The sequence below is a fragment of the Streptomyces sp. NPDC057950 genome (genome assembly GCF_042887295.1).
Taxonomy (GTDB): Bacteria; Actinomycetota; Actinomycetes; order Streptomycetales; family Streptomycetaceae; genus Streptomyces; species Streptomyces kaempferi.
Genome location: NZ_JBHVPP010000040.1, coordinates 28,792 through 48,517, shown reverse-complemented (window position 1 = coordinate 48,517; position 19,726 = coordinate 28,792). Strand labels below are relative to the sequence as shown.

Genomic DNA, 19,726 nt, shown 5'->3' with positions numbered 1-19,726 from the left:
GGCCGGAGTGTCACCGCCCAGCGCGAACGCCTCGTCCGCCGCTCGGACATGCACAGCGTCCCGGTCCGGTTCCGCATACACGGCAACGCTCGCGACCCCGGCATCCCGGCACGCCCGGGCCACGCGGACAGCGATTTCGCCACGGTTGGCGATGAGCACCTTGCGCACGATGAACCTCCCCTGACTCCGCTCGGAGCCCCAACACTGTTCGAGCGCGCACCCCCCTTCAATACGGTCCGTTGCAGAACTGGGTCAGAATCCGCAGACCCGGGGCAGCAGTTTGCGGAAGACGAAAGAAAAAGGTCAGGCTTCCGTCAAAGAACCGGACCCGACGGTCGGAACCGTCGGGTCCGGAAAGGGAAGGAATGCAGTATTCCGTGGAGATGCTTTCGGCCTTCCCGCAGATTTTCCGGGCCGCCGGAGGTAGCGCCGGCCGGGGTGCGGGAACCGAGAGGGTCGCGGTAGGGGGACCTCGAGACGGAGTGCGAGCGCTTTCGGGCGGAGTACGGAAACTTCCGGGCGGTGCGCGGGCACTTCCAGGCGGAGTGCGGGGACTGTCGGCCGGAGCGCGGGGACTCTCAGCCGGAACGCAGGACCTTGCGGTACCAGGGCTCCGCCTGCGCGAAATCGGTGTCGAACCCCGGGCCGGGAGCACGGCGCAGATCGGACCAGAGCGGGGCGCTGTCGAAGACGTGGTCGGTGATGAACATGTCGAGCCCCGACGCCGGTACGCCGCGTTCCTCAAGGGCCGCCCGAGCCTGGTCGGCGGTCAGATCCCGGTCCGGCCGGTCGATGCCGGCGCAGGCGGCCACCGCGCGCAGCAGGGCGTCCACCGGGACGGGCTCCGGGTGGGCCGCGTGATACACGGAGGCCGTCAGGTCGGCGGCCGGGGCCAGCGCGGTCGCCACCAGCAGACCGGCCAGCTCGGACACCGCGATCATCGACGTCCGCGAGGGCCAGCCGTCCACGGTGCCCGGCAGCGTGGACAGCAGCCGGGCCAGTCCCGGAACCACCCACGTGTCGCCCTCCCCGTACACCAGGTGCGGCCGCAGGACGATGCCGCCGGCCGCGAGAACGGCGTCCTCGGCCTGCGCCCGGGTACGGGAGGTGGGCGAGCCGGGGCGGCGCGTCAGCTCCCCGGGCCGGCCGCCGCGGAAGGTACCGCGGCCGTAGACGGAAGCGGTGCTGAGCTGGACGATGCGCGCGACCCCCGCGCCGCGTGCCTCCTCGACGAGGGCCGCCGTACCACGGGCGTTGACGGCCTCGTTGGCCTCGACGTCTCCACCGATGCGCGAGGCGCAGTGGATCAGGACGTCGACGCCCTCGCACACCCCGCGCAGGGACGCGGGTTCACTCAGGTCGGCCCGTACGACCCGGGGGCCGGAGCCCGGCAGGGGACTGCGGTGCGACATCAGCCTCAACTCGGCCCGCCGCCGCCCCGCCTCGCGGGCGACATGGCTGCCGACGAAGCCGGCCGCGCCGGTGATCAGAAGGGTGGGCACGGAACACTCTCCTCGGGATGGGACGCTCGCCAAGGGGCCCGGACGGTGTACGGGTTCAGCGTCCACGCGGGCTCAGGACGAGCTCGGCGGTGAAGACCGTCTCAGCGTGCTGCGTGCCGCGCACCCGCACCAGTACGCCGCCGTCGGTGCCGTGCGGTTCGACCCGCGGTTCGATCCAGCACGGGGCGTCGAACTCGGCGTAGCGCGCGAAGTTGCTCTTGAGGCCCAGCAGCAGGGCGTCGGGCATGCCCGTCGCGACGAGGGCGGCCTGCCGGGCCGCCTCCAGCAGGACCATGCCCGGTATGTGGTCGACGGGATGGTCGAAGAAGGTGGGATGGGCGGTGTCGACGCGCAGTTCCCAGCGGTCGCCGGCGCCGGGCGCCGCCCCGGACCCGGACCCGGGCTCGGCGAGCAGCACATGGTGGTCGCCGGAGTGGCCCACGGCGGCGGGATCGATCCCCGGCGGCACGACGCGGTCGGTGGTGGTGGGGCGGCCGGCCCGCAGCCTGCGGTGGACGGCCGGGCTGGTGCAGCTGAACGCGGCGCCCCCGGTGGCCAGGGCCTTCCCGTCACGCAGCACGGTGACGTCGTAGCGCATACCGCCGAGCACACGGCCCCGGCGGACGATGTCGCGGCAGACGGTGCGCAGTTCGACCTCGGTGGGCACGGCGTCCGCGACGAGGAGTTCGGGAACGGTGCTGAACGACATGTCCCACATCAGGAACTGGTGCCCGAAGGGGACGCCGAACTCGGCGTGCGCGAGCAGGGAGCCGATCTGGCGGACGGACTCGATCAGCAGCATCGGGTCCTGATAGCCGCCGGACTGGGTGAAGAACGAGTGGCTGCGCGGCCATTGGGCGCTGACCGCGAAGACGTCGGAGCGGTCGGGCCCGGCGGGTCCGGCGGGCGCGGCGGCGGCCTCCCAGCCGGTCAGGAGCACTTCGGACACGGCGGCGCGGTGCACGTACTCGCGCGGAACCGTCGTGGTCAGCCGGGGCTGCGGCGTCCTCGTGGTGGTTCGCGGGGCCCTCGTGGCCACCGTCGCGACGTCGCTTTCGACGGACACACGGGTGGAGGTGGTGTACGACATGTACGGCACTCCTGTCTGTTTCCGAGCAGGGGGCAGCACTCCGCACTGTCGGCAGCCACCCCCCGTGGCCGACGTTCTCTTGCTCGCACAAGATACAGACATGTCTGTTCGGTTCTTCAAGTAAAGCTTTAGTATCCCTCTAGGTTCAGGCCGTCATTACCGGCGGGTACGACACGATCGCGCCACTTGCGACCTCGCTCCCTCGAAACCGTGCAGACCTGCATGGTTAGAGTCCCGAGGCCCGACCGGACCGGGCTCGCCATCCCCTGCGGACCTCCTGGACACGCGACCTCGAATTGGCCAGGAACCGCACGTCCAAGCAGGTCAGCAAGGACTTCTGGCGAAGGACGCGGACCGACGCGCGGGGGACGGAGAACGCGTTGACAATCAGACAAGTCTGTTTGCTATCGTCCTCAAGGTGAGCGTTCAGCAGTCCGTTCCGTGCTGACGAGACTGTGCCTCAGGAGGAGCAGATGAATCGGCAAGCCGTGGATCTACTCGACGTCCGATCGCAGCGCAATCTCCCGCACCGCCCCACGATTCCCCACCCCGGGCGGCCGGTTGCCGCACACGCTGCCACCAACCACCCCGGCCCGCCGGCCGGAGCCCTGCGCGTCCTGGTCGTGGAGAACGACGCCAGGGCCGCCGACTCCCTCGTCCAGGGCCTTTTGCGGCAGGGGTACGCCGCGCAGAGCGTGGCCACCGGCACCAAGGCGCTCCAGGCGCACCGCGACGCCGATCTCCTGCTGCTCGACCTCGACCTGCCCGACCTGGACGGGCTGGAGGTGTGCCGGGGCATCCGGGCGGTCTGCGACACCCCGGTCATCGCCGTCACCGCGCGCGGCTCGGAGCTCGACCGCGTGCTCGGACTGCAGGCCGGATCCGACGACTACCTGGTCAAGCCCTACGGTTTCCGCGAACTGCTGGCACGGATGGAGGCGGTGATGCGCCGGGTACGCCAGCAGCCGGCGTCCGCCCAGGTCATCACCCACGGGCCGCTGCGCATCGACGTGGGCACCCGGGTGGCCACGCTGGACGGGGAGCCGGTGGACCTGACCCGCAAGGAGTTCGACCTGCTGCACCTGCTGGCCTCGCAGCCCGGCACCGTGATGCCGCGCCGCCAGCTCATGGCACAGGTCTGGGACGACACCTGGTCCCACCGCGGCCGCACCATCGACACCCACGTCAGCAGCCTGCGCGGCAAGCTCGGTTCGAGCGGCTGGATCATCACCGTCCGCGGGGTCGGCTTCCGGCTCGGCCGTCCGTAGTCCCGGGCGGTCGTCCGCGACCGCCCGGGGCGCCCCGGGACCGCCCCGCACGACCCGCTCGAGGACCGCCGGAGGAACGCTGGAGAGCCACACCCGGACCGACCGAAAACCGAGCCGGACCGAGCCGAACCGGAACCAAGTACTTCCGCCCTCTGGCGGCGTGCCGCCTTGCCGATACAATACAGACCAGTCGGTAAAATTTGAGCGGGCGAGAGCAAGGACCTGGCATGGCCACACAAGAGCGCGGAACGAGGTCGAGGCACTCGATCCTGGAGTCCGCGGCCCGCGTGTTCGACGAGCGCGGCTACGACGCGGCGAGCACCAACGACATCCTGGCCCGGACGGGTCTCACCCGAGGCGCGCTGTACCACCACTTCCCCTCCAAGGAAGCGATCGCCGTGGCCCTGGTGACCGCGCACAGCGAAGCACTCGTGGTGCCGGACCGGGCGGTGAAGCTCCAGGCCGTCATCGACCTGACCCTGGAGTTCGCCCAGCGCCTCCAGCGCGACCCGGTGCTGCGCGCGAGTGTGCGGCTCGCGGTCGAGCAGACGTCCTTCTCCCGCCCGCCGCAGACCGCGTACGAGCAGTCCGGCGCGGCGATCCTGGCGCTGCTGCGGCAGGCCGAGGAGCAGGGCGAGATCCTGCCCGGCGTGGACATCCAGGAAGCCACCTCGACCATCGTCGGCGCCTTCACCGGGCTGCAGTTGATGTCGCAGGTGTACACCAACCGTGAGGACCTGCCCGACCGCATCGGCGCGTTCTGGCGTTTCGTGCTGCCCGGCCTGGCCACTCCCGGCCTGCTCGGCCGTCTGCGCACCACCATGACCGCTCAGCCCGAGTCCGAGGACGTCTGAGCGCGGCCGCGCCCCGCGGCACCCCGCCGGACCGGCTGACCCGGCCGGACCCCCGCCGAGCGGTCAGGCGCCCCCAAGCCGCCGCCCGGACCCGGAACCCGACCGCGCGCCGCCTCCGGACGCCCGGAACGCGACCAGCGCCCCTGACACCCTCGTCCTCGCGTCCCCATGGACCCCATGGACCCCATGGACCCCATGGACCCCGTGGACCCCGTGGACCCCGTGGACCCCGTGGACCCCGTGGACGGCTGCCACGCTCCCCGCCCGTACGGCACCGCCGGCGCCTCGCCTCGTTTCGCCCCTGATCCGCACCGGGGCACCGACGCACGGGCCACGCCGACATCCCGGGCCCCTCCGTACCCACGGCACACACGACTCGCCCCGGACGGAAGGCCACCGATCCGCGATCCGGCCCGCTCCGGCACACCTCACCGCGCCCCTCCCGGACCAGGCGCGCCCCGCCACCCGGCCGCGCAGGACAGCTGCCCCGTGCCACGCACACCGCCGCACGGCACGGGTGCGTCCCGCCACGGCGCCGTCCAGGCCGGACGCGACCCACCGCCGCACCTCAAACCCGCTCCGCCTCCCCCCGCCGCCCGGCCCCCTCCGTACCCACCGCACCCCCCGCGCCCCCCGCTCCGATGGCGCTCACCGCACCGGCGCCCCCGACGGCTGCCACCGAGAACAACGGCCGCAACAGCGCCCACAGCCTCTTGGACGTCCTGGCGTCCCACCACTCGGCATCCGTGTGCCCCAGGGTCTCCAGCCCCGCGGCCACCACCACCGCGAGGTCGGCGAGGTCCTCCGGCGCCGGCACGGCGTCCCGGTGCGTGTCGGCCACACGCCCGCGTACGAGGGTCAGCACGTCGTCGCGCAGCCGGGGCGGCCCCGCCGACCCGTCCACCGCCAACTGGATTCCGGCCCGGACGAGTTCCTCCGTCCGCAGGGCCTCGCAGAAGGCGATCAGGAGGCGCTCTGGGGCGTCCTGCGCGGGGCCGCCCCCGAAGGCCTCGTCCATGAGCGCGACGACCCGGTCGTGCGCCTGCTCGTAGACGGCGGCGTTCAACTCCGCGATGGAGGAGAAGTGGTGGTAGAGAGCCCCCCGGCTCACTCCGGCCCGGCGGCAGATGTTGACCAGCCCCGCATCGGCGAGCCGGCCGTTCGCTATCAGTTCCGCCGCGGCACGGACGAGAGCCTGACGGGTCTGTTCGGACCGAGTCTGCATCAGGCTGCACCTGCCTATTCCTGCGCTTGGCATGAAGGAGCGCGGGTGCCCGTGGGCGCCGGCGACAACCGGAATCATACAACCATGCCTGTTTTGGTTGACAGCCCTGTGAACACAGACCTCCATCCAATCCCCATACAACCCGCTGCTCTTGGCCATGACCGGACCCTTGACGGAAGCGCGATCCCGTGGGCACCACGCGCCCGGAACCCTCGCCGACCCTTGACAATCAGACAAGTCTGTTTGTTACGTTGACGAGGGCCACGGCGCCCCCGGCACCCGAGCGTCACCCGAGCGTTGAGGAGTCCGATGAGCAGCACGACCGCCCCCGCCCCCGTCCCTCCGGCCGTCTCCGTTCCCGGCGGCGTACCGGTCGCCGGCAGCGGATTCGGCGAGGCCCTGCACGAGGGCCTGGTCCGTGCGGCGTCCCGGATGTCACCGCGCCACGGCCCCGCCACCGGCCCGGCCTGCGACGCCCTGGGGACCTGGGAGACCGACACCGTCCTCGCCCGCTTCGCCGCCCGGCTGCCCGACGTACTCACCCCCGCAGAGGCGGAGGTGCCGGCGCTGCGCGGCACGCTGACGGAGTTCGCCCGTACCGTCCTGGTGCGCGCCGCGGAAACGGCCCCGGCCTCGTCCGCACCCCCCGCCGCGGACGATCCGCCCGCCCCCGTGGCCCCGCCCTCGGCCTCCCCCCACCAGGTGGCGGCCGCCGTCGCGCTGCTCCTGGAGTGCGCCCTGCTGCACGTCCTCGAGCACGGCATCACGCACCGGGAGAGCGCGCTGCCGCGCGCGGTCGCGGTCGTCCGGCGCCTCGGCGAGGTGCTCCGGGACGCGGGGGAGGGCGTGTGGTGCGGCGACGACGGCCGCGGTGAGCGGCGCAGACTGGCCCGGCAGCTCCGAGACGAACTGGGCGGCGCTCTGTCCACGGCCCGCCTCGGCCTCGAGGCCGCCACGACGCCCGCCGCCACGAAGGCCACACCGACCGCGGCGATCTCCGACGCCTCCGGCACACGCGCGACCCTGGCCCCGCCCTCGTCCCCCGGCTCCCCCGCCGCCTCGCGGCCCCCCGCCTCCTCGCAGCCCCCCGCCTCCTCGCAGCCCCCCGCCTCCCACCTGGCCTCTCATCTCGCCGCAGCGCGGCAGGCGTTGGCCGAGGCGGACCGGCACAACCAGGCGCTCATCGGCGGCCTGCGCCACCGCGCCGCCCTGCCGCCCCTGCGCGAGGCCCTGGAGGCCTTCCTCGCGGGCCCCCGCCCGCACGCCGGCCTCGGCATCCGGACCTCCGTCGAGGTGGTGGGGGACGAGCGGACCCTCTCCGAGCGGTACCGGGAGGAGGTCTTCCTCGCCCTGCGCGAGGCCCTGCGCGACCGCCTGGCCCGCTCGGGCGCACTGCGCGTGGACACCGTCGTACGCGTCACCAGACGCTGGCTCTACGCGAAGGTGGCCGACGACGGCCACGGACCCGCGGCCGGCTCCACCGAGGCGCTGCGCTCCCTGACCGACCGGATCGACGACCTCGGCGGCCGTACGCGCGTCACTCCGGGCACCCCCACCGGCACGCTCCTGGAGATCCATCTCCCCCTGCGCCGGCACCCCTGAGACCTCGCCCGGGGGCCCGGGGAAAATTGAGAGACAGAACACACTCCGACCGGGGCCGCCCGGATCCACCCCGGTCACGGGCATACGGAAGAGGGCCCGTCGTGATCACGACGGGCCCTCTTCACTGGTGCGCGAGGGGGGAGTTGAACCCCCACGCCCTTTCGGGCACTGGAACCTGAATCCAGCGCGTCTGCCTATTCCGCCACCCGCGCATTGGGTGTGTCCTCCGGCGCCCCACCGTGTGGTGCGACCGCCTTCCGACATGCAGAAGATTAGCACGGTGGCAGGGGCGGATTCACATCGCTTTCCGAGCGGCCCCGGTGCCCCTGGGGCCCGCGCGACGCCCCGTGCGACGGGCCCGAGCACGTCGGCTCCGTCGCACGTATCGACGAGAACCGGTTCACGTATCAACCTCGTACCGGTCCAGGCCATCTCCCCAGGAGCAGGACAGCGTGCACAGTCGGGTGCGGGACACTGGTCCCGGGCCGCCTCTACGATCCTTGGCAGGAGTAGTGCAGGGAAGAGTTCGAAAAGGTGCCTCGCAGGGAACCTCGGGAGGGGACTTCGGAAGGCGTCGACAACCCGTCGACCGAGCCGACAGGGGGAACCAGCCGATTTCCCGGCGCGTGGATACGATCAGTAAGCAGTACCAGCACGACCAGCGCGACAGCGGCCGACCGTACGACGCGGCGGGCCGTGCGCAGTACGGCACAGGCAGCACGCAGTACCAGGACGGCTACGAAGGAGGAGGTGCCCCATGGGAGTCCTGAAGAAATTCGAGCAGCGTCTCGAAGGTCTGGTCAACGGCACCTTCGCCAAGGTGTTCAAGTCCGAGGTCCAGCCCGTGGAGATCGCCGGAGCGCTGCAGCGCGAGTGCGACAACAACGCCACGATCTGGAACCGCGAGCGGACCGTCGTACCGAACGACTTCATCGTGGAGCTGAGCACACCGGACTTCGAGCGCCTCAGCCCCTACGCGGGCCAGCTCGGCGACGAGCTCGCCGGGATGGTCCGCGACTACGCCAAGCAGCAGCGCTACACGTTCATGGGCCCCATCAAGGTCCACCTGGAGAAGGCGGACGACCTCGACACCGGCCTGTACCGGGTACGCAGCCGTACGCTCGCCTCCTCCACCGACCAGCAGGCGCCCGATCGCGCCCCCGCGGGCCCCGCTCCGGCGTCCCCGCGCGGCCAGGGCGGCGGCCAGGGGGGCCAGGGCGGGTACGGCTACCCGCCGGCGGCCGCTCCGCCCATGCCGTCCGCGCCACCGCCCGGACGCCCGGGTCCCTCGCCCATGGGCCAGCGGCCCGGCGCGGCCGCCGGACCGGCGAGCGGTGGCCGCACACGGCACTGGATCGAGATCAACGGCGCCCGCCATCAGATCTCCCGCCCGACGCTGGTGCTGGGCCGCAGCACCGAAGCCGACGTGCGGATCGACGACCCCGGCGTATCCCGCCGGCACTGTGAGATCCGGACCGGAACGCCCTCGACGATCCAGGATCTCGGGTCCACCAACGGCATCGTGGTGGACGGGCAGCACACCACCCGCGCTACGCTCCGCGACGGCTCGCGGATCGTCGTGGGCAGCACCACCATCATTTACCGGCAAGCCGAAGGGTGAAGCGGGGGCAATGTCAGAGCTGACCCTCACGGTCATGCGGCTGGGTTTCCTGGCCGTACTGTGGCTGTTCGTGATCGTGGCCGTGCAGGTCATCCGCAGCGACCTGTTCGGAACGCGTGTCACACAGCGCGGCTCGCGCAGGGACGCCGCCAGGCCGCAACAGGCCGCACGCCAGGCTGCGGCGCCACCGCCGCAGCGCCAGCAGCAGGCGCCGCCGAGCGGCGGCGGCCGCCAGCGCCGCGGCGCCCCCAGCAAACTCGTCGTCTCCGAGGGCACGCTCACGGGCACGACGGTCGCGCTCCAGGGGCAGACCATCACGCTCGGCCGCGCGCACGACAGCACCATCGTGCTGGACGACGACTACGCGTCCAGCCGTCATGCCAGGATCTACCCGGACCGGGACGGCCAGTGGATCGTCGAGGATCTCGGCTCCACCAACGGCACGTATCTCGACCGGAGCCGACTGACGACTCCCACGCCGATCCCGCTGGGTGCGCCGATCCGCATCGGCAAGACCGTCATCGAGCTGCGGAAGTAGTGCCACGTCATGAATGAGCGCGAGCGGAGCGAGCACGCAGCGGCGGTCCAGCCGAAGGACCCCGGCGCGCTCCCGACCGGAGGGTGGGCACCGTGCGGATGTACCCGGAGCCGACGGGCGAGGTGCGCATGAGTCTGTCACTGCGCTTCGCCGCCGGATCGCACAAAGGCATGATCCGCGAGGGCAACGAGGACTCCGGTTACGCCGGTCCCCGGCTGCTCGCGATCGCCGACGGAATGGGCGGCCAGGCCGCCGGTGAGGTCGCCTCCTCCGAGGTGATCTCCACCATCGTGGCGCTCGACGACGACGTGCCCGGCTCCGACATCCTCACCTCGCTCGGCACCGCCGTACAGCGTGCCAACGACCAGCTCAGGATGATGGTCGAGGAGGACCCCCAGCTGGAGGGCATGGGGACCACCCTCACCGCGCTCCTGTGGACGGGCCAGCGCCTCGGCCTCGTGCACGTCGGCGACTCCCGCGCCTATCTGCTCCGGGACGGCGTCCTCACGCAGATCACCCAGGACCACACCTGGGTGCAGCGCCTCGTCGACGAGGGCCGCATCACCGAGGAAGAAGCCACCACCCACCCGCAGCGCTCCCTGCTGATGCGCGCGCTGGGCAGCGGCGACCACGTCGAGCCCGACCTCTCCATCCGCGAGGTCCGCGCCGGCGACCGCTACCTGATCTGCTCCGACGGACTGTCCGGCGTCGTCTCGCACCAGACGATGGAGGACACCCTCGCCAGCTACCAGGGCCCCCAGGAGACCGTCCAGAACCTCATCGAGCTCGCACTGCGCGGCGGCGGCCCGGACAACATCACCGTCATCGTCGCCGACGTCCTCGACATCGACTCCGGCGACACCCTCGCCGCACAGCTCTCCGACACCCCCGTCGTGGTGGGCGCGGTCGCCGAGAACCAGCACCAGCTTCACGACAACGGCGCCATGCAGACCCCCGCGGGCCGCGCCTCCGGTCTCGGCCGTCCGGTGCCCGGACAGGGCGGTGGCGGCGAGTTCGGGCCGCCCGGCAGCGGCGAGGCCGACGGCTACGCCCCCACCGGCGGCTTCGCCGACTACTCGGACGAGGACTTCGTCAAGCCGCGCCGCGGACGCAGGTGGCTGAAGAGATCCTTCTATTCCGTGCTCGCGCTCGCCGTCATCGGCGGCGGCGCGTACGGCGGCTACCGGTGGACGCAGACGCAGTACTACGTCGGCAGCAACGGGCAGCACGTCGCGCTGTACCGCGGCATCAGCCAGGACCTCGCCTGGGTCTCGCTCTCGAAGGTGGCGAAGGACCACCCCGAGATCGAACTCAAGTACCTGCCGCCGTATCAGCAGAAGCAGGTCAAGGCGACCATCGCGGAGGGCGGTCTCAGCGACGCCCGGTCCAAGATCGACGAGCTCGCCGTGCAGGCGTCCGCGTGCAAGAAGGACTCCGAGCGGCGCTCCGCCGGAACGCAGAACAACGCAAAGGCCGGTGTGGGCGAGGCAGGTGGGACCACGGGAACCACAACCACCTCGCTGACGTCCAAGGCCACGTCCAGTCCGACGCCGACCCCGAACTCGTCGAGTTCACCGTCGTCGAACCCGTCCAAGACCGCACCTACTCCCACACCCGGCCCCAGCCTCTCCGACGAGGAGCAGAAGCTGGTCTCGCTGTGCGGTAAGCAGTAAGAAGCCGTGAGGGGCCCTGTCACACCATGAGCAGTAGTACGAACACGCCGACGCACCACACGTCGACGATCGGCTCGATCGGTACGCCGAGCCGGCGCAACACCGAGTTGGCACTGCTGGTGTTCGCCGTCGTCATCCCGGTCTTCGCCTACGCCAACGTGGGCCTGGCCATGGAAGGCTCGGTGCCGTCGGGACTGCTGGGCTACGGCCTCGGCCTCGGCCTGCTCGCAGGCGTCGGACATCTCGTCGTCCGCAAGTTCGCCGCGTACGCCGACCCGCTGCTGCTGCCGCTGGCGACGCTGCTGAACGGGCTCGGTCTGGTCATCATCTGGCGCCTGGACCAGTCGCCCCGGTTGCAGCAGCGCGCGAAGACCCTGTTCGGCGGGTTCAGCCCGGACGCCCCCAAGCAGCTGCTGTACTCGGCACTCGGCATCGCGTGCTTCGCCCTGATCATCGTGTTCCTCAAGGACCACCGGATCCTGCAGCGCTACACGTACATCTCCATGGTCGTGGCGCTCGTGCTGCTGATCGCACCGGTGTTCTTCCCCGCGGTCAACGGCGCCAAGATCTGGATCAGCATCGGCGGATTCACCATCCAGCCCGGTGAGTTCGCGAAGATCGTCATCGCGATCTTCTTCTCCGGCTACCTCATGGTGAAAAGAGACGCACTCGCGCTCGCGAGCCGCCGGTTCATGGGCCTGTACCTGCCGCGCGGCCGCGACCTCGGCCCGATCCTCGCCGTGTGGGCGATCAGCCTGCTCATCCTCGTCTTCGAGACCGACCTCGGTACCTCGCTGCTGTTCTTCGGCATGTTCGTCGTCGTCCTGTACGTGGCCACCGAGCGCACCAGCTGGATCGTCTTCGGTCTGCTGATGTCAGGGGCCGGCGCGGTCGGCGTCGCCTCCTTCGAGCCGCACGTCCAGCAGCGTGTGGACGCCTGGCTGCACCCGTTCTCCAAGTCGGTGATGGCACAGAGCGACCAGATCGCCCAGTCGCTCATGTCCTTCGGCTCCGGCGGCGTCCTCGGCACCGGCCTCGGTCAGGGCAACTCCGACCTGATCGGCTTCGCCGCCAACTCCGACTTCATCTTCGCCACCTTCGGCGAGGAGCTCGGCCTGGCCGGTGTCATGGCCGTCCTGATCCTCTACGGCCTGATCGTGGAACGCGGCGTGCGCACGGCGCTCGCCGCCCGCGATCCCTTCGGCAAGCTGCTCGCCGTCGGTCTGGCCAGTGCTTTCGCCATCCAGATCTTCGTGGTCGCGGGCGGCGTGATGGGCCTCATCCCGCTCAGCGGTATGACGATGCCCTTCGTCGCGTACGGCGGTTCCTCCGTGATCGCCAACTGGGCCCTGATCGGCATCCTCATCCGCATCAGCGACACCGCGCGCCGCCCCGCGCCCGCTCCCGCACCCAGCCCCGACGCCGAGATGACCCAGGTGGTCCGCCCGTGAACAAGCCCCTGCGCCGGATCGCGATCTTCTGCGGACTCCTCGTCCTCGCCCTGCTCATTCGCGACAACTGGATCCAGTACGTGCAGGCCGACGCCCTGCAGAACAACGTGCACAACCGCCGCGTCGCCATCGAGCGCTACGCCCAGCCGCTCGGCGACATCATCGTGGACGGCAAGTCGATCACCGGGTCCACGAAGACCTCGGGCAGTGACTTCGAGTACAAGCGGACGTACAAGGACGGCGCCATGTGGGCGCCCGTCACCGGCTACGCCTCCCAGGCCTTCGGCAGCACCCAGATCGAGAACCTCGAGAACGGCATCCTCACCGGTAGCGACGACCGGCTCTTCTTCCGCAACACCCTCGACATGCTCACGGGCAAGAAGAAGCAGGGCGGCAACGTCGTCACCACCCTCAACGCCGCCGCGCAGAAGGCCGCGTACCAGGGCCTGCTGAAGCAGGGCAAGGGCGCCGTCGCGGCGATCGACCCCAAGACCGGCGCGATCCTGGCACTGGCCTCCACCCCGTCGTACGACCCGTCGACCTTCGCCGGGAACTCCACCACGACGGACACGAAGGCCTGGAACAAGCTTCTGAAGAAGAACAGCCCCGACGACCCGCTGCTCAACCGGGCGCTGCGCGAGACCTACCCGCCGGGCTCCACCTTCAAGGTGGTCACGGCGGCGGCGGCGCTGCAGAACGGGCTGTACTCGTCCGCGGACCAGAAGACGGACTCACCCCTGCCGTACACCCTGCCGGACACCAGGACCGAGCTGAAGAACGAGGGCAGCATCCCCTGCAAGGACGCGACCATGCGCATCGCGCTCCGCTACTCCTGCAACACCGTCTTCGGCAAGATCGGCGCCGACCTCGGCAAGGACAAGATGCTGTCGGAGGCCGAGAAGTTCGGCTTCAACGCCCAGCAGTTCACGCCGGTCCGCTCGAACGCCTCCGTCTTCCCCAAGTCGATGGACAAGCCGCAGACGGCGCTCAGCTCCATCGGTCAGTTCGAGACCGCGGCCACCCCGCTGCAGATGGCCATGGTCGCCTCGGCGGTCGCCAACGACGGCACGCTCATGAAGCCGTACATGGTCGACAAGCTGCAGGCCCCGAACCTGGACGTGATCTCGCAGACCGAGCCGCAGAAGCTGAGCGAGCCGCTCTCCAAGGACAACGCCCAGATCCTTCAGTCGATGATGGAGACGGTCGTCAAGGAGGGCACCGGAACCAACGCCAAGATCGACGAGAACGGCGTCACGGTGGGCGGCAAGACCGGTACCGCCCAGCACGGTGTGGCCAACAGCGAGAATCCGTACGCCTGGTTCATCTCGTACGCGAAGCTCGCCGACGGCAGCTCTCCGGTCGCCGTCGCCGTGGTGGTCGAGGACGAGAGCGCCAACCGGGACGACATCTCCGGTGGTGGTCTCGCCGCCCCGATCGCCAAGAGTGTGATGAAGGCAGTAATCGACAGCAAGAAGTGAACCCTGTCACGTCCCCTTCACATCGCTGCACGTTGCGATACCGGTCCTGTATCGGGTGACGGGCTCGGCCAGGTCACACAAGTCGATCCGGGTACGGTATGCCCGGACGGCACACCGCCGGACCACACATGTGTGCGGTCGGGATCGACGGAGAGGGCTGGTAGGTAGCTATGGAAGAGCCGCGTCGCCTCGGCGGCCGGTACGAGCTGGGCCAGGTGCTCGGCCGTGGTGGCATGGCGGAGGTCCATCTCGCCCATGACACCCGGCTCGGTCGCACCGTGGCGGTGAAGACGCTGCGGGCGGATCTCGCACGCGACCCGTCGTTCCAGGCCCGGTTCCGCCGGGAGGCCCAGTCGGCCGCCTCGCTCAACCATCCCGCGATCGTCGCCGTGTACGACACCGGTGAGGACTACATCGAGGGCATCTCCATCCCGTACATCGTGATGGAGTACGTGGACGGTTCCACCCTGCGTGAGCTGCTCCACTCGGGACGCAGACTGCTGCCCGAACGGTCCATGGAGATGACCATCGGGATCCTCCAGGCCCTGGAGTACTCCCACCGCGCCGGGATCGTCCACCGCGACATCAAGCCCGCCAACGTCATGCTGACGCGCAACGGCCAGGTCAAGGTGATGGACTTCGGCATCGCCCGCGCCATGGGCGACGCCGGCATGACCATGACGCAGACGGCCGCGGTCATCGGCACCGCCCAGTACCTCTCCCCGGAGCAGGCCAAGGGCGAGCAGGTGGACGCGCGAAGCGACCTCTACTCGAGCGGCTGTCTCCTCTACGAGCTGCTGACGGTCCGCCCGCCGTTCGTGGGCGACTCGCCGGTCGCGGTCGCCTACCAGCACGTACGGGAGGAGCCGCAGCCGCCGAGCGTCTTCGACCCGGAGATCACGCCCGAGATGGACGCGATCGTGCTGAAGGCGCTCGTCAAGGACCCGAACTACCGGTACCAGTCCGCCGACGAGATGCGCCAGGACATCGAGGCCTGCCTCGACGGCCAGCCGGTCGCGGCCACCGCCGCCATGGGCTCGGTCGGCTACGGCGGCTACCCGGACGACCAGGCCACCACGGCCCTGCGCTCCACGGACGCCCAGGCCACCTCCATGCTTCCGCCGATGAACCCGGACGACGGCGGCTTCGGCGGCTACGACGACCGTCCGCCCCGGCGCCGCCAGCAGAAGAAGTCGAACACCTCGACGATCCTGCTGGTCGTGGCGGCGGTCCTGGTCCTCATCGGCGCGATCCTGATCGGCAAGTGGGCCTTCAGCGGCAACGGCAACGGCAACAAGCCCTTCGCGGCCCCGAACTTCGTCGGCCAGACCCTGGTCGACGCCAAGGCGATGGCCACCAACGTCGAGCTGACGGTGACGACCACCAAGAAGCCGTGCGAGGCCCAGCCCAAGGGCAGCGTGTGCGAGCAGGACCCGAAGGCCGGCGCGGACGTCAAGAAGGGCGACACCGTCGACCTGGTCGTCTCGACGGGCGCGCCGAAGGTGGTCGTGCCCGGCGTGACCGGCCAGAGCCTCGACGACGCCAAGGCGAAGCTCGAGGGCGACGGGTACCGGTTCCAGGTCAAGACGAAGACCCAGATCTCCACGGAGGACCCGAACACGGTCCTGGAGCAGGACCCGAAGCTCGGCGCGGAGGTCCAGAAGGGTTCGACGATCACCCTCACCATCGCCAAGGTGCAGGAGAAGTCGACCGTGCCGGACGTGACGGGCAAGTCCTGTGACGAGGCCAAGGCGCTGATGACCGCGAACAACCTGGTCGGCAACTGCACCCAGGTGGACACCGCGGACGACGGCCAGGTCGACAAGGTCGTCTCGACCAGCCCGCAGGCGGGCAGCTCGGTCGACAAGAACTCCACGGTGAACGTCCAGATCGGCAAGAAGGCCCAGGCCCCGCAGAAGCCCATCCCGGACGTCAGGGGCAGGACGCTTCAGGAGGCCAGGCAGATCCTGCAGCAGAACGGCTTCAACAACATCCAGGTCAACGGCGATCAGAACGACAACGCCCGCGTCGTGGCGCAGGACCCGCAACAGGGCCAGGCCGATCCGAACGCGACGACGATCAATCTGACCACCATCGGCGGCAACGGCAACAACGGCGGGAACAACGGCGGTACCAACTTCTTCGGTGGCGTCACCGGGTAGGCGGGCCGCGGGGCCCTCGCCGCCCCTCCCGTACGACGGATCCCCGGCACCTCGAGGAGAGGTGCCGGGGATCCGTCGTGTGTGCGGCCCCTCGCCGGGACGCCGCCCGCGGGCCGCGGTGCGGTGCGTCCGCTCAGCGGAGTTCCTTCGGCGGCGTCCGCGCGCCGTCCACCTTGTCGACGCGCTCCAACTCGCCCCAGACGACGTACCGGTAGCGGGACGTGTAGACCGGCGTGCAGGTCGTCAGGGTGATGTAGTGACCCGGCTTCTTCTTGCCGGACTCCTTGGGGACCGTCTGGAGGACCTTGACGTTGTACTTCGAGGTCTCGGGGAGGATGCCGAAGACCTTGTAGACGTACCACTTGTCCTTGGTCTCGAAGACGATCGGGTCGCCCTTCTCCACCTTGTCGATGTTGTGGAACTTGGCGCCGTGGCCGTCACGGTGGGCGGCGAGCGTGAAGTTGCCGTTCTTGCCCGTCATCGGCAGGGACGACTTGACGGGGTCCGTGTAGTAGCCGGCGACGCCGTCGTTGAGGATCTCCGTGGAGGTGCCCTTCTCGACGAGCACCTCACCGTTCTTCATGGACGGGACGTGCAGGAAGCCGATGCCGTCCTTGGTGTCCAGCGCTCCGGGGCCCTTGTCCCCCGCCCAGTTGTCGCGGACCTTGTCGCCCTGCGTGTGCGCCGCGCGGTCCGCGACGACGTTCGTCCACCACAGCGAGTAGACGACGAAGAGGCCGAGCACCAGGCCCGCGGTGATGAGGAGTTCACCGAAGACACTGACCACCATCGCGATCCGGCCGGGACCACGCCGTTTCGGTGCGGGCGCCTCGGCGTCGGCGTCGGTGCGTTCGTCGTGGTCGGTCCGCGCTGCCACTGTGCATCTGCCCCGTCTGGTCTGTCTCAGGTTGTCTCACGTGCTCTTCGCCCGAGGGGCCGACAGCGCACCGCTGGATGCGCCTAGCCGATGAGGGCGTCCGGCTTGCCCTTGCTGCGCGGGCGTTCCTCGACCATCTTGCCCCACACGATCATCCGGTAGGTGCTGGTGAATTCGGGCGTGCAGGTGGTCAGGGTGATGTAGCGGCCGGGCCCCGTGAATCCGGACCCCTTGGGGACGGGGGCCAGCACACTTGTGTTCGAAGGGGACGTCACCGGCAGGATCGACGTCATCTTGTAGACGAAGTAGTCGTCCTGCGTCTCGACGACGATCGAGTCGCCCGGCTTGAGGTGATTGATGTAGCGGAACGGCTCGCCGTGCGTGTTGCGGTGGCCCGCGAGACCGAAGTTGCCCGTCTTGGCGTCCGGCATCGCCGTCTTCAGGCCACCCTCGCCGTAGTGGCCCACCATCCCGCGGTCGAGCACCTTCGTCTTGCTCGTTCCCTCCGCGATCGGCGCGACGACGTCCAGCTTCGGGATGTGCAGGATGGCGAAGCCCTGTCCCGGCTCGAACGTCCCCGGGCTCCGCTTGCCGCTCGCCCAGTCCTCCTGGAGGTGGTGCGCGGCGCTGCCGGCCTGCTGGTGCGCCCGTACGTTCGACCACCACAATTGGTAGGTCACGAACAGCAGCATCAGGACGCCGGTGGTGATGAAGGCCTCGCCGATCATCCGGCTCACCATGACCGCGGCGCCGGGTTTCCGTGCCTGCGCCGCGCGCCGGGCCGCGACACGGCTCAGCGGCGCCTCAGCGGCCTCCTGAGCCCCTTCCGTGGGCACCTGGGACTCCTGGGACTCCAGAGGCCCTCCGTGGCGCCCATGGCGCCGTGCCGCCTTGCGTCGGGCCGCGCGGCCCCCGGGCGCGGCCCCCGCGTCGTCCGGGGCGTCCGCGCGCGTCGCAGGCGCGGCCATGAGCCGTGCCTGCGATACCTCCGAGGCCCGCAGGGCCACGGTCTCGTCGTCCAGCGGCCGGGCCGCCGCAGGAGGCACGCCGTAGCCCGCACCGGACGCGGGACCGGGCGAGGCCGTGGAGGCCTCGTACACCGGCGCGGACGGGGTGCCGGGCGGCGTGTACGGGGGCGGAGTGGCGGACGCCCCGTACCGGGGCGTGGACTCCTGGAAGGACGGCGTGGCCGGCATGGCCGTCGTCGCCGGGTCCGCGTACGGCTGTCGCTGCCGCGCACCGTCGTAGCCGCCCTGTGCCGCGCCCTGCCACTGCTGCGCGTACCCGGCGGAATCGTCCCCCGCGTACTGGTGGTGGCCGGGCCACTGCTGCCCCGGACCGGCCTGCGGCCCGGCGACGGGCGCGGCCGGCACGGAGTGGCCGGGGGCGGGGGCGGTGCCAGGAAGGGGATCGGTGAGCGGGTCCGCCAGCTGCTCGACCGCGACCTCGAACGCGCCGGGCGCCCCGTACGGCTGCTGCCCGTACGAGGACCCGTCTCCTCCGGCGGCGCCGTAGGCGGCACCGGACTCGCGCTCGGGGCGCAGCGCGGTCACGCCGTGGCCCTGCCCACCACCGGGGCGAGCCCCGCCGACCTCGCCACGGCACCCTGGTCGCCGCACTCCACGAGCCAGTTGGCGAGCATCCGGTGCCCGTGTTCGGTCAGCACCGACTCGGGGTGGAACTGAACCCCCTCGACCGGGAGTTCACGGTGTCTGAGGCCCATGATGATCCCGTCGTGGGTGCGAGCGGTGACCTCCAGCGCGGCGGGCACGGTCTCCGGCTCCGCCGCGAGCGAGTGGTAACGCGTCGCGGTGAAGGGGGACGGCAGCCCGGCGAAGACGCCGCCGCCCTCGTGCTCCACCAGCGAGGTCTTGCCGTGCAGCAGCTCCGGGGCACGGTCCACGACCCCGCCGTACGCCACCTGCATCGACTGCATGCCGAGGCAGACGCCGAAGACGGGTACCCCGGTGTCCGCGCAGTGGCGGACCATCTCGATGCAGACGCCGGCCTGCTCGGGAGCCCCCGGGCCGGGCGACAGGAGCACTCCGTCGAACCCGTCCTGCGCGTGCGCGGTGGACACCTCGTCGTTGCGCAGCACCTCGCACTCGGCGCCCAGCTGGTACAGGTACTGGACCAGGTTGAAGACGAAGCTGTCGTAGTTGTCGACGACCAGGATCCGCGCGCTCACTGGTTGTTCACCGTCACATCGTTGAAGGGCAGCAGCGGTTCGGCCCAGGGGAAGACGTACTGGAAGAGCACGTAGACCACCGCCAGGGCGAGCACGAGTGAAATCAGCGCCTTGACCCACGCGTTCCCCGGCAGATGCCGCCAGATGAAGCCGTACATGCCGTCCCTTCCGTCGCACCACGGCGTCAGAGCCACGCC

At 70.5% G+C, this 19,726-nt stretch carries 18 protein-coding genes and 1 tRNA gene; 10 read left to right on the top strand and 9 right to left on the bottom strand.

Annotation, left to right across the window (positions count from 1 at the left end; translation table 11 throughout):
- From ACFVTC_RS41290 to ACFVTC_RS41280, 3 genes are all read right to left on the bottom strand, one after another.
- A partial coding sequence (locus tag ACFVTC_RS41290) for a biotin carboxylase N-terminal domain-containing protein (RefSeq protein ID WP_390134781.1) occupies positions 1–168 on the bottom strand: 168 nt, incomplete at its 3' end.
- Between the two features lie 410 nt (positions 169–578).
- Positions 579–1,502, bottom strand: a complete 924-nt coding sequence (locus ACFVTC_RS41285; protein WP_390134779.1) for an NAD-dependent epimerase/dehydratase family protein — start codon at positions 1,500–1,502, stop codon at positions 579–581.
- A gap of 55 nt (positions 1,503–1,557) precedes the next feature.
- Positions 1,558–2,592 (bottom strand): ScbA/BarX family gamma-butyrolactone biosynthesis protein, encoded by a 1,035-nt coding sequence (locus ACFVTC_RS41280; RefSeq protein WP_390134777.1) that lies wholly within the window; start codon positions 2,590–2,592, stop codon positions 1,558–1,560.
- A 473-nt stretch (positions 2,593–3,065) separates the two neighbouring features.
- Between ACFVTC_RS41280 and ACFVTC_RS41275 the strand changes: the two genes are divergently transcribed.
- Both ACFVTC_RS41275 and ACFVTC_RS41270 read left to right on the top strand, forming a co-directional pair.
- Positions 3,066–3,860, top strand: a complete 795-nt coding sequence (locus ACFVTC_RS41275) for a response regulator transcription factor (RefSeq protein WP_390134776.1) — start codon at positions 3,066–3,068, stop codon at positions 3,858–3,860.
- Positions 3,861–4,087: 227 nt separating this feature from the next.
- A complete protein-coding gene (locus tag ACFVTC_RS41270; RefSeq protein WP_390134775.1) occupies positions 4,088–4,714 on the top strand; it encodes a ScbR family autoregulator-binding transcription factor in 627 nt (208 codons plus the stop codon).
- Between the two features lie 568 nt (positions 4,715–5,282).
- Here the strand turns inward: ACFVTC_RS41270 and ACFVTC_RS41265 are convergent.
- Entirely contained in the window at positions 5,283–5,939 is a 657-nt protein-coding gene (locus tag ACFVTC_RS41265; RefSeq protein ID WP_390134773.1) for a TetR family transcriptional regulator, read from the bottom strand.
- A 309-nt stretch (positions 5,940–6,248) separates the two neighbouring features.
- Here ACFVTC_RS41265 and ACFVTC_RS41260 point away from each other — a divergent pair, with 309 nt between their 5' ends.
- Complete coding sequence (locus ACFVTC_RS41260) at positions 6,249–7,541, top strand: hypothetical protein (RefSeq protein ID WP_390134772.1); 1,293 nt, start codon at positions 6,249–6,251, stop codon at positions 7,539–7,541.
- Between the two features lie 125 nt (positions 7,542–7,666).
- Here the strand turns inward: ACFVTC_RS41260 and ACFVTC_RS41255 are convergent.
- Positions 7,667–7,753 (bottom strand) — tRNA-Leu (locus tag ACFVTC_RS41255).
- Between the two features lie 414 nt (positions 7,754–8,167).
- Here ACFVTC_RS41255 and ACFVTC_RS41250 point away from each other — a divergent pair.
- The 7 genes from ACFVTC_RS41250 (at position 8,168) to pknB (ending at position 16,464) form a co-directional block, all read left to right on the top strand.
- Complete coding sequence (locus tag ACFVTC_RS41250) at positions 8,168–8,311, top strand: hypothetical protein (RefSeq protein WP_168529077.1); 144 nt, start codon at positions 8,168–8,170, stop codon at positions 8,309–8,311.
- Complete coding sequence (locus tag ACFVTC_RS41245; RefSeq protein ID WP_390134770.1) at positions 8,299–9,162, top strand: FhaA domain-containing protein; 864 nt, start codon at positions 8,299–8,301, stop codon at positions 9,160–9,162. The genes ACFVTC_RS41250 and ACFVTC_RS41245 overlap by 13 nt, the downstream gene beginning before the upstream one ends.
- Before the next feature lie 10 nt (positions 9,163–9,172).
- Positions 9,173–9,700 (top strand): FHA domain-containing protein, encoded by a 528-nt coding sequence (locus ACFVTC_RS41240; protein WP_168529076.1) that lies wholly within the window; start codon positions 9,173–9,175, stop codon positions 9,698–9,700.
- A gap of 128 nt (positions 9,701–9,828) precedes the next feature.
- A complete protein-coding gene (locus ACFVTC_RS41235) occupies positions 9,829–11,373 on the top strand; it encodes a Stp1/IreP family PP2C-type Ser/Thr phosphatase (protein WP_390134768.1) in 1,545 nt (514 codons plus the stop codon).
- Positions 11,374–11,399: 26 nt separating this feature from the next.
- On the top strand, positions 11,400–12,824 hold the full coding sequence (locus tag ACFVTC_RS41230) for an FtsW/RodA/SpoVE family cell cycle protein (RefSeq protein WP_390134767.1): 1,425 nt from the start codon (positions 11,400–11,402) through the stop codon (positions 12,822–12,824).
- Complete coding sequence (locus ACFVTC_RS41225; RefSeq protein WP_390134766.1) at positions 12,821–14,302, top strand: peptidoglycan D,D-transpeptidase FtsI family protein; 1,482 nt, start codon at positions 12,821–12,823, stop codon at positions 14,300–14,302. The genes ACFVTC_RS41230 and ACFVTC_RS41225 overlap by 4 nt, the downstream gene beginning before the upstream one ends.
- Positions 14,303–14,472: 170 nt before the next feature.
- On the top strand, positions 14,473–16,464 hold the full coding sequence (pknB, locus tag ACFVTC_RS41220; protein ID WP_390134765.1) for a Stk1 family PASTA domain-containing Ser/Thr kinase: 1,992 nt from the start codon (positions 14,473–14,475) through the stop codon (positions 16,462–16,464).
- Positions 16,465–16,597: 133 nt separating this feature from the next.
- Here the strand turns inward: pknB and ACFVTC_RS41215 are convergent, their stop codons facing one another.
- The 4 genes from ACFVTC_RS41215 to ACFVTC_RS41200 form a co-directional block, all read right to left on the bottom strand.
- Positions 16,598–17,341, bottom strand: a complete 744-nt coding sequence (locus ACFVTC_RS41215; RefSeq protein WP_390134764.1) for a class E sortase — start codon at positions 17,339–17,341, stop codon at positions 16,598–16,600.
- An 83-nt stretch (positions 17,342–17,424) separates the two neighbouring features.
- Complete coding sequence (locus ACFVTC_RS41210) at positions 17,425–18,894, bottom strand: class E sortase (protein WP_390134763.1); 1,470 nt, start codon at positions 18,892–18,894, stop codon at positions 17,425–17,427.
- Positions 18,891–19,529, bottom strand: a complete 639-nt coding sequence (locus tag ACFVTC_RS41205; protein WP_390134761.1) for an aminodeoxychorismate/anthranilate synthase component II — start codon at positions 19,527–19,529, stop codon at positions 18,891–18,893. Before ACFVTC_RS41205 ends, ACFVTC_RS41210 begins: the two co-directional genes overlap by 4 nt.
- Positions 19,526–19,723 (bottom strand): hypothetical protein, encoded by a 198-nt coding sequence (locus ACFVTC_RS41200; RefSeq protein ID WP_168524952.1) that lies wholly within the window; start codon positions 19,721–19,723, stop codon positions 19,526–19,528. Before ACFVTC_RS41200 ends, ACFVTC_RS41205 begins: the two co-directional genes overlap by 4 nt.
- Between the last annotated feature and the right edge of the window lie 3 nt (positions 19,724–19,726).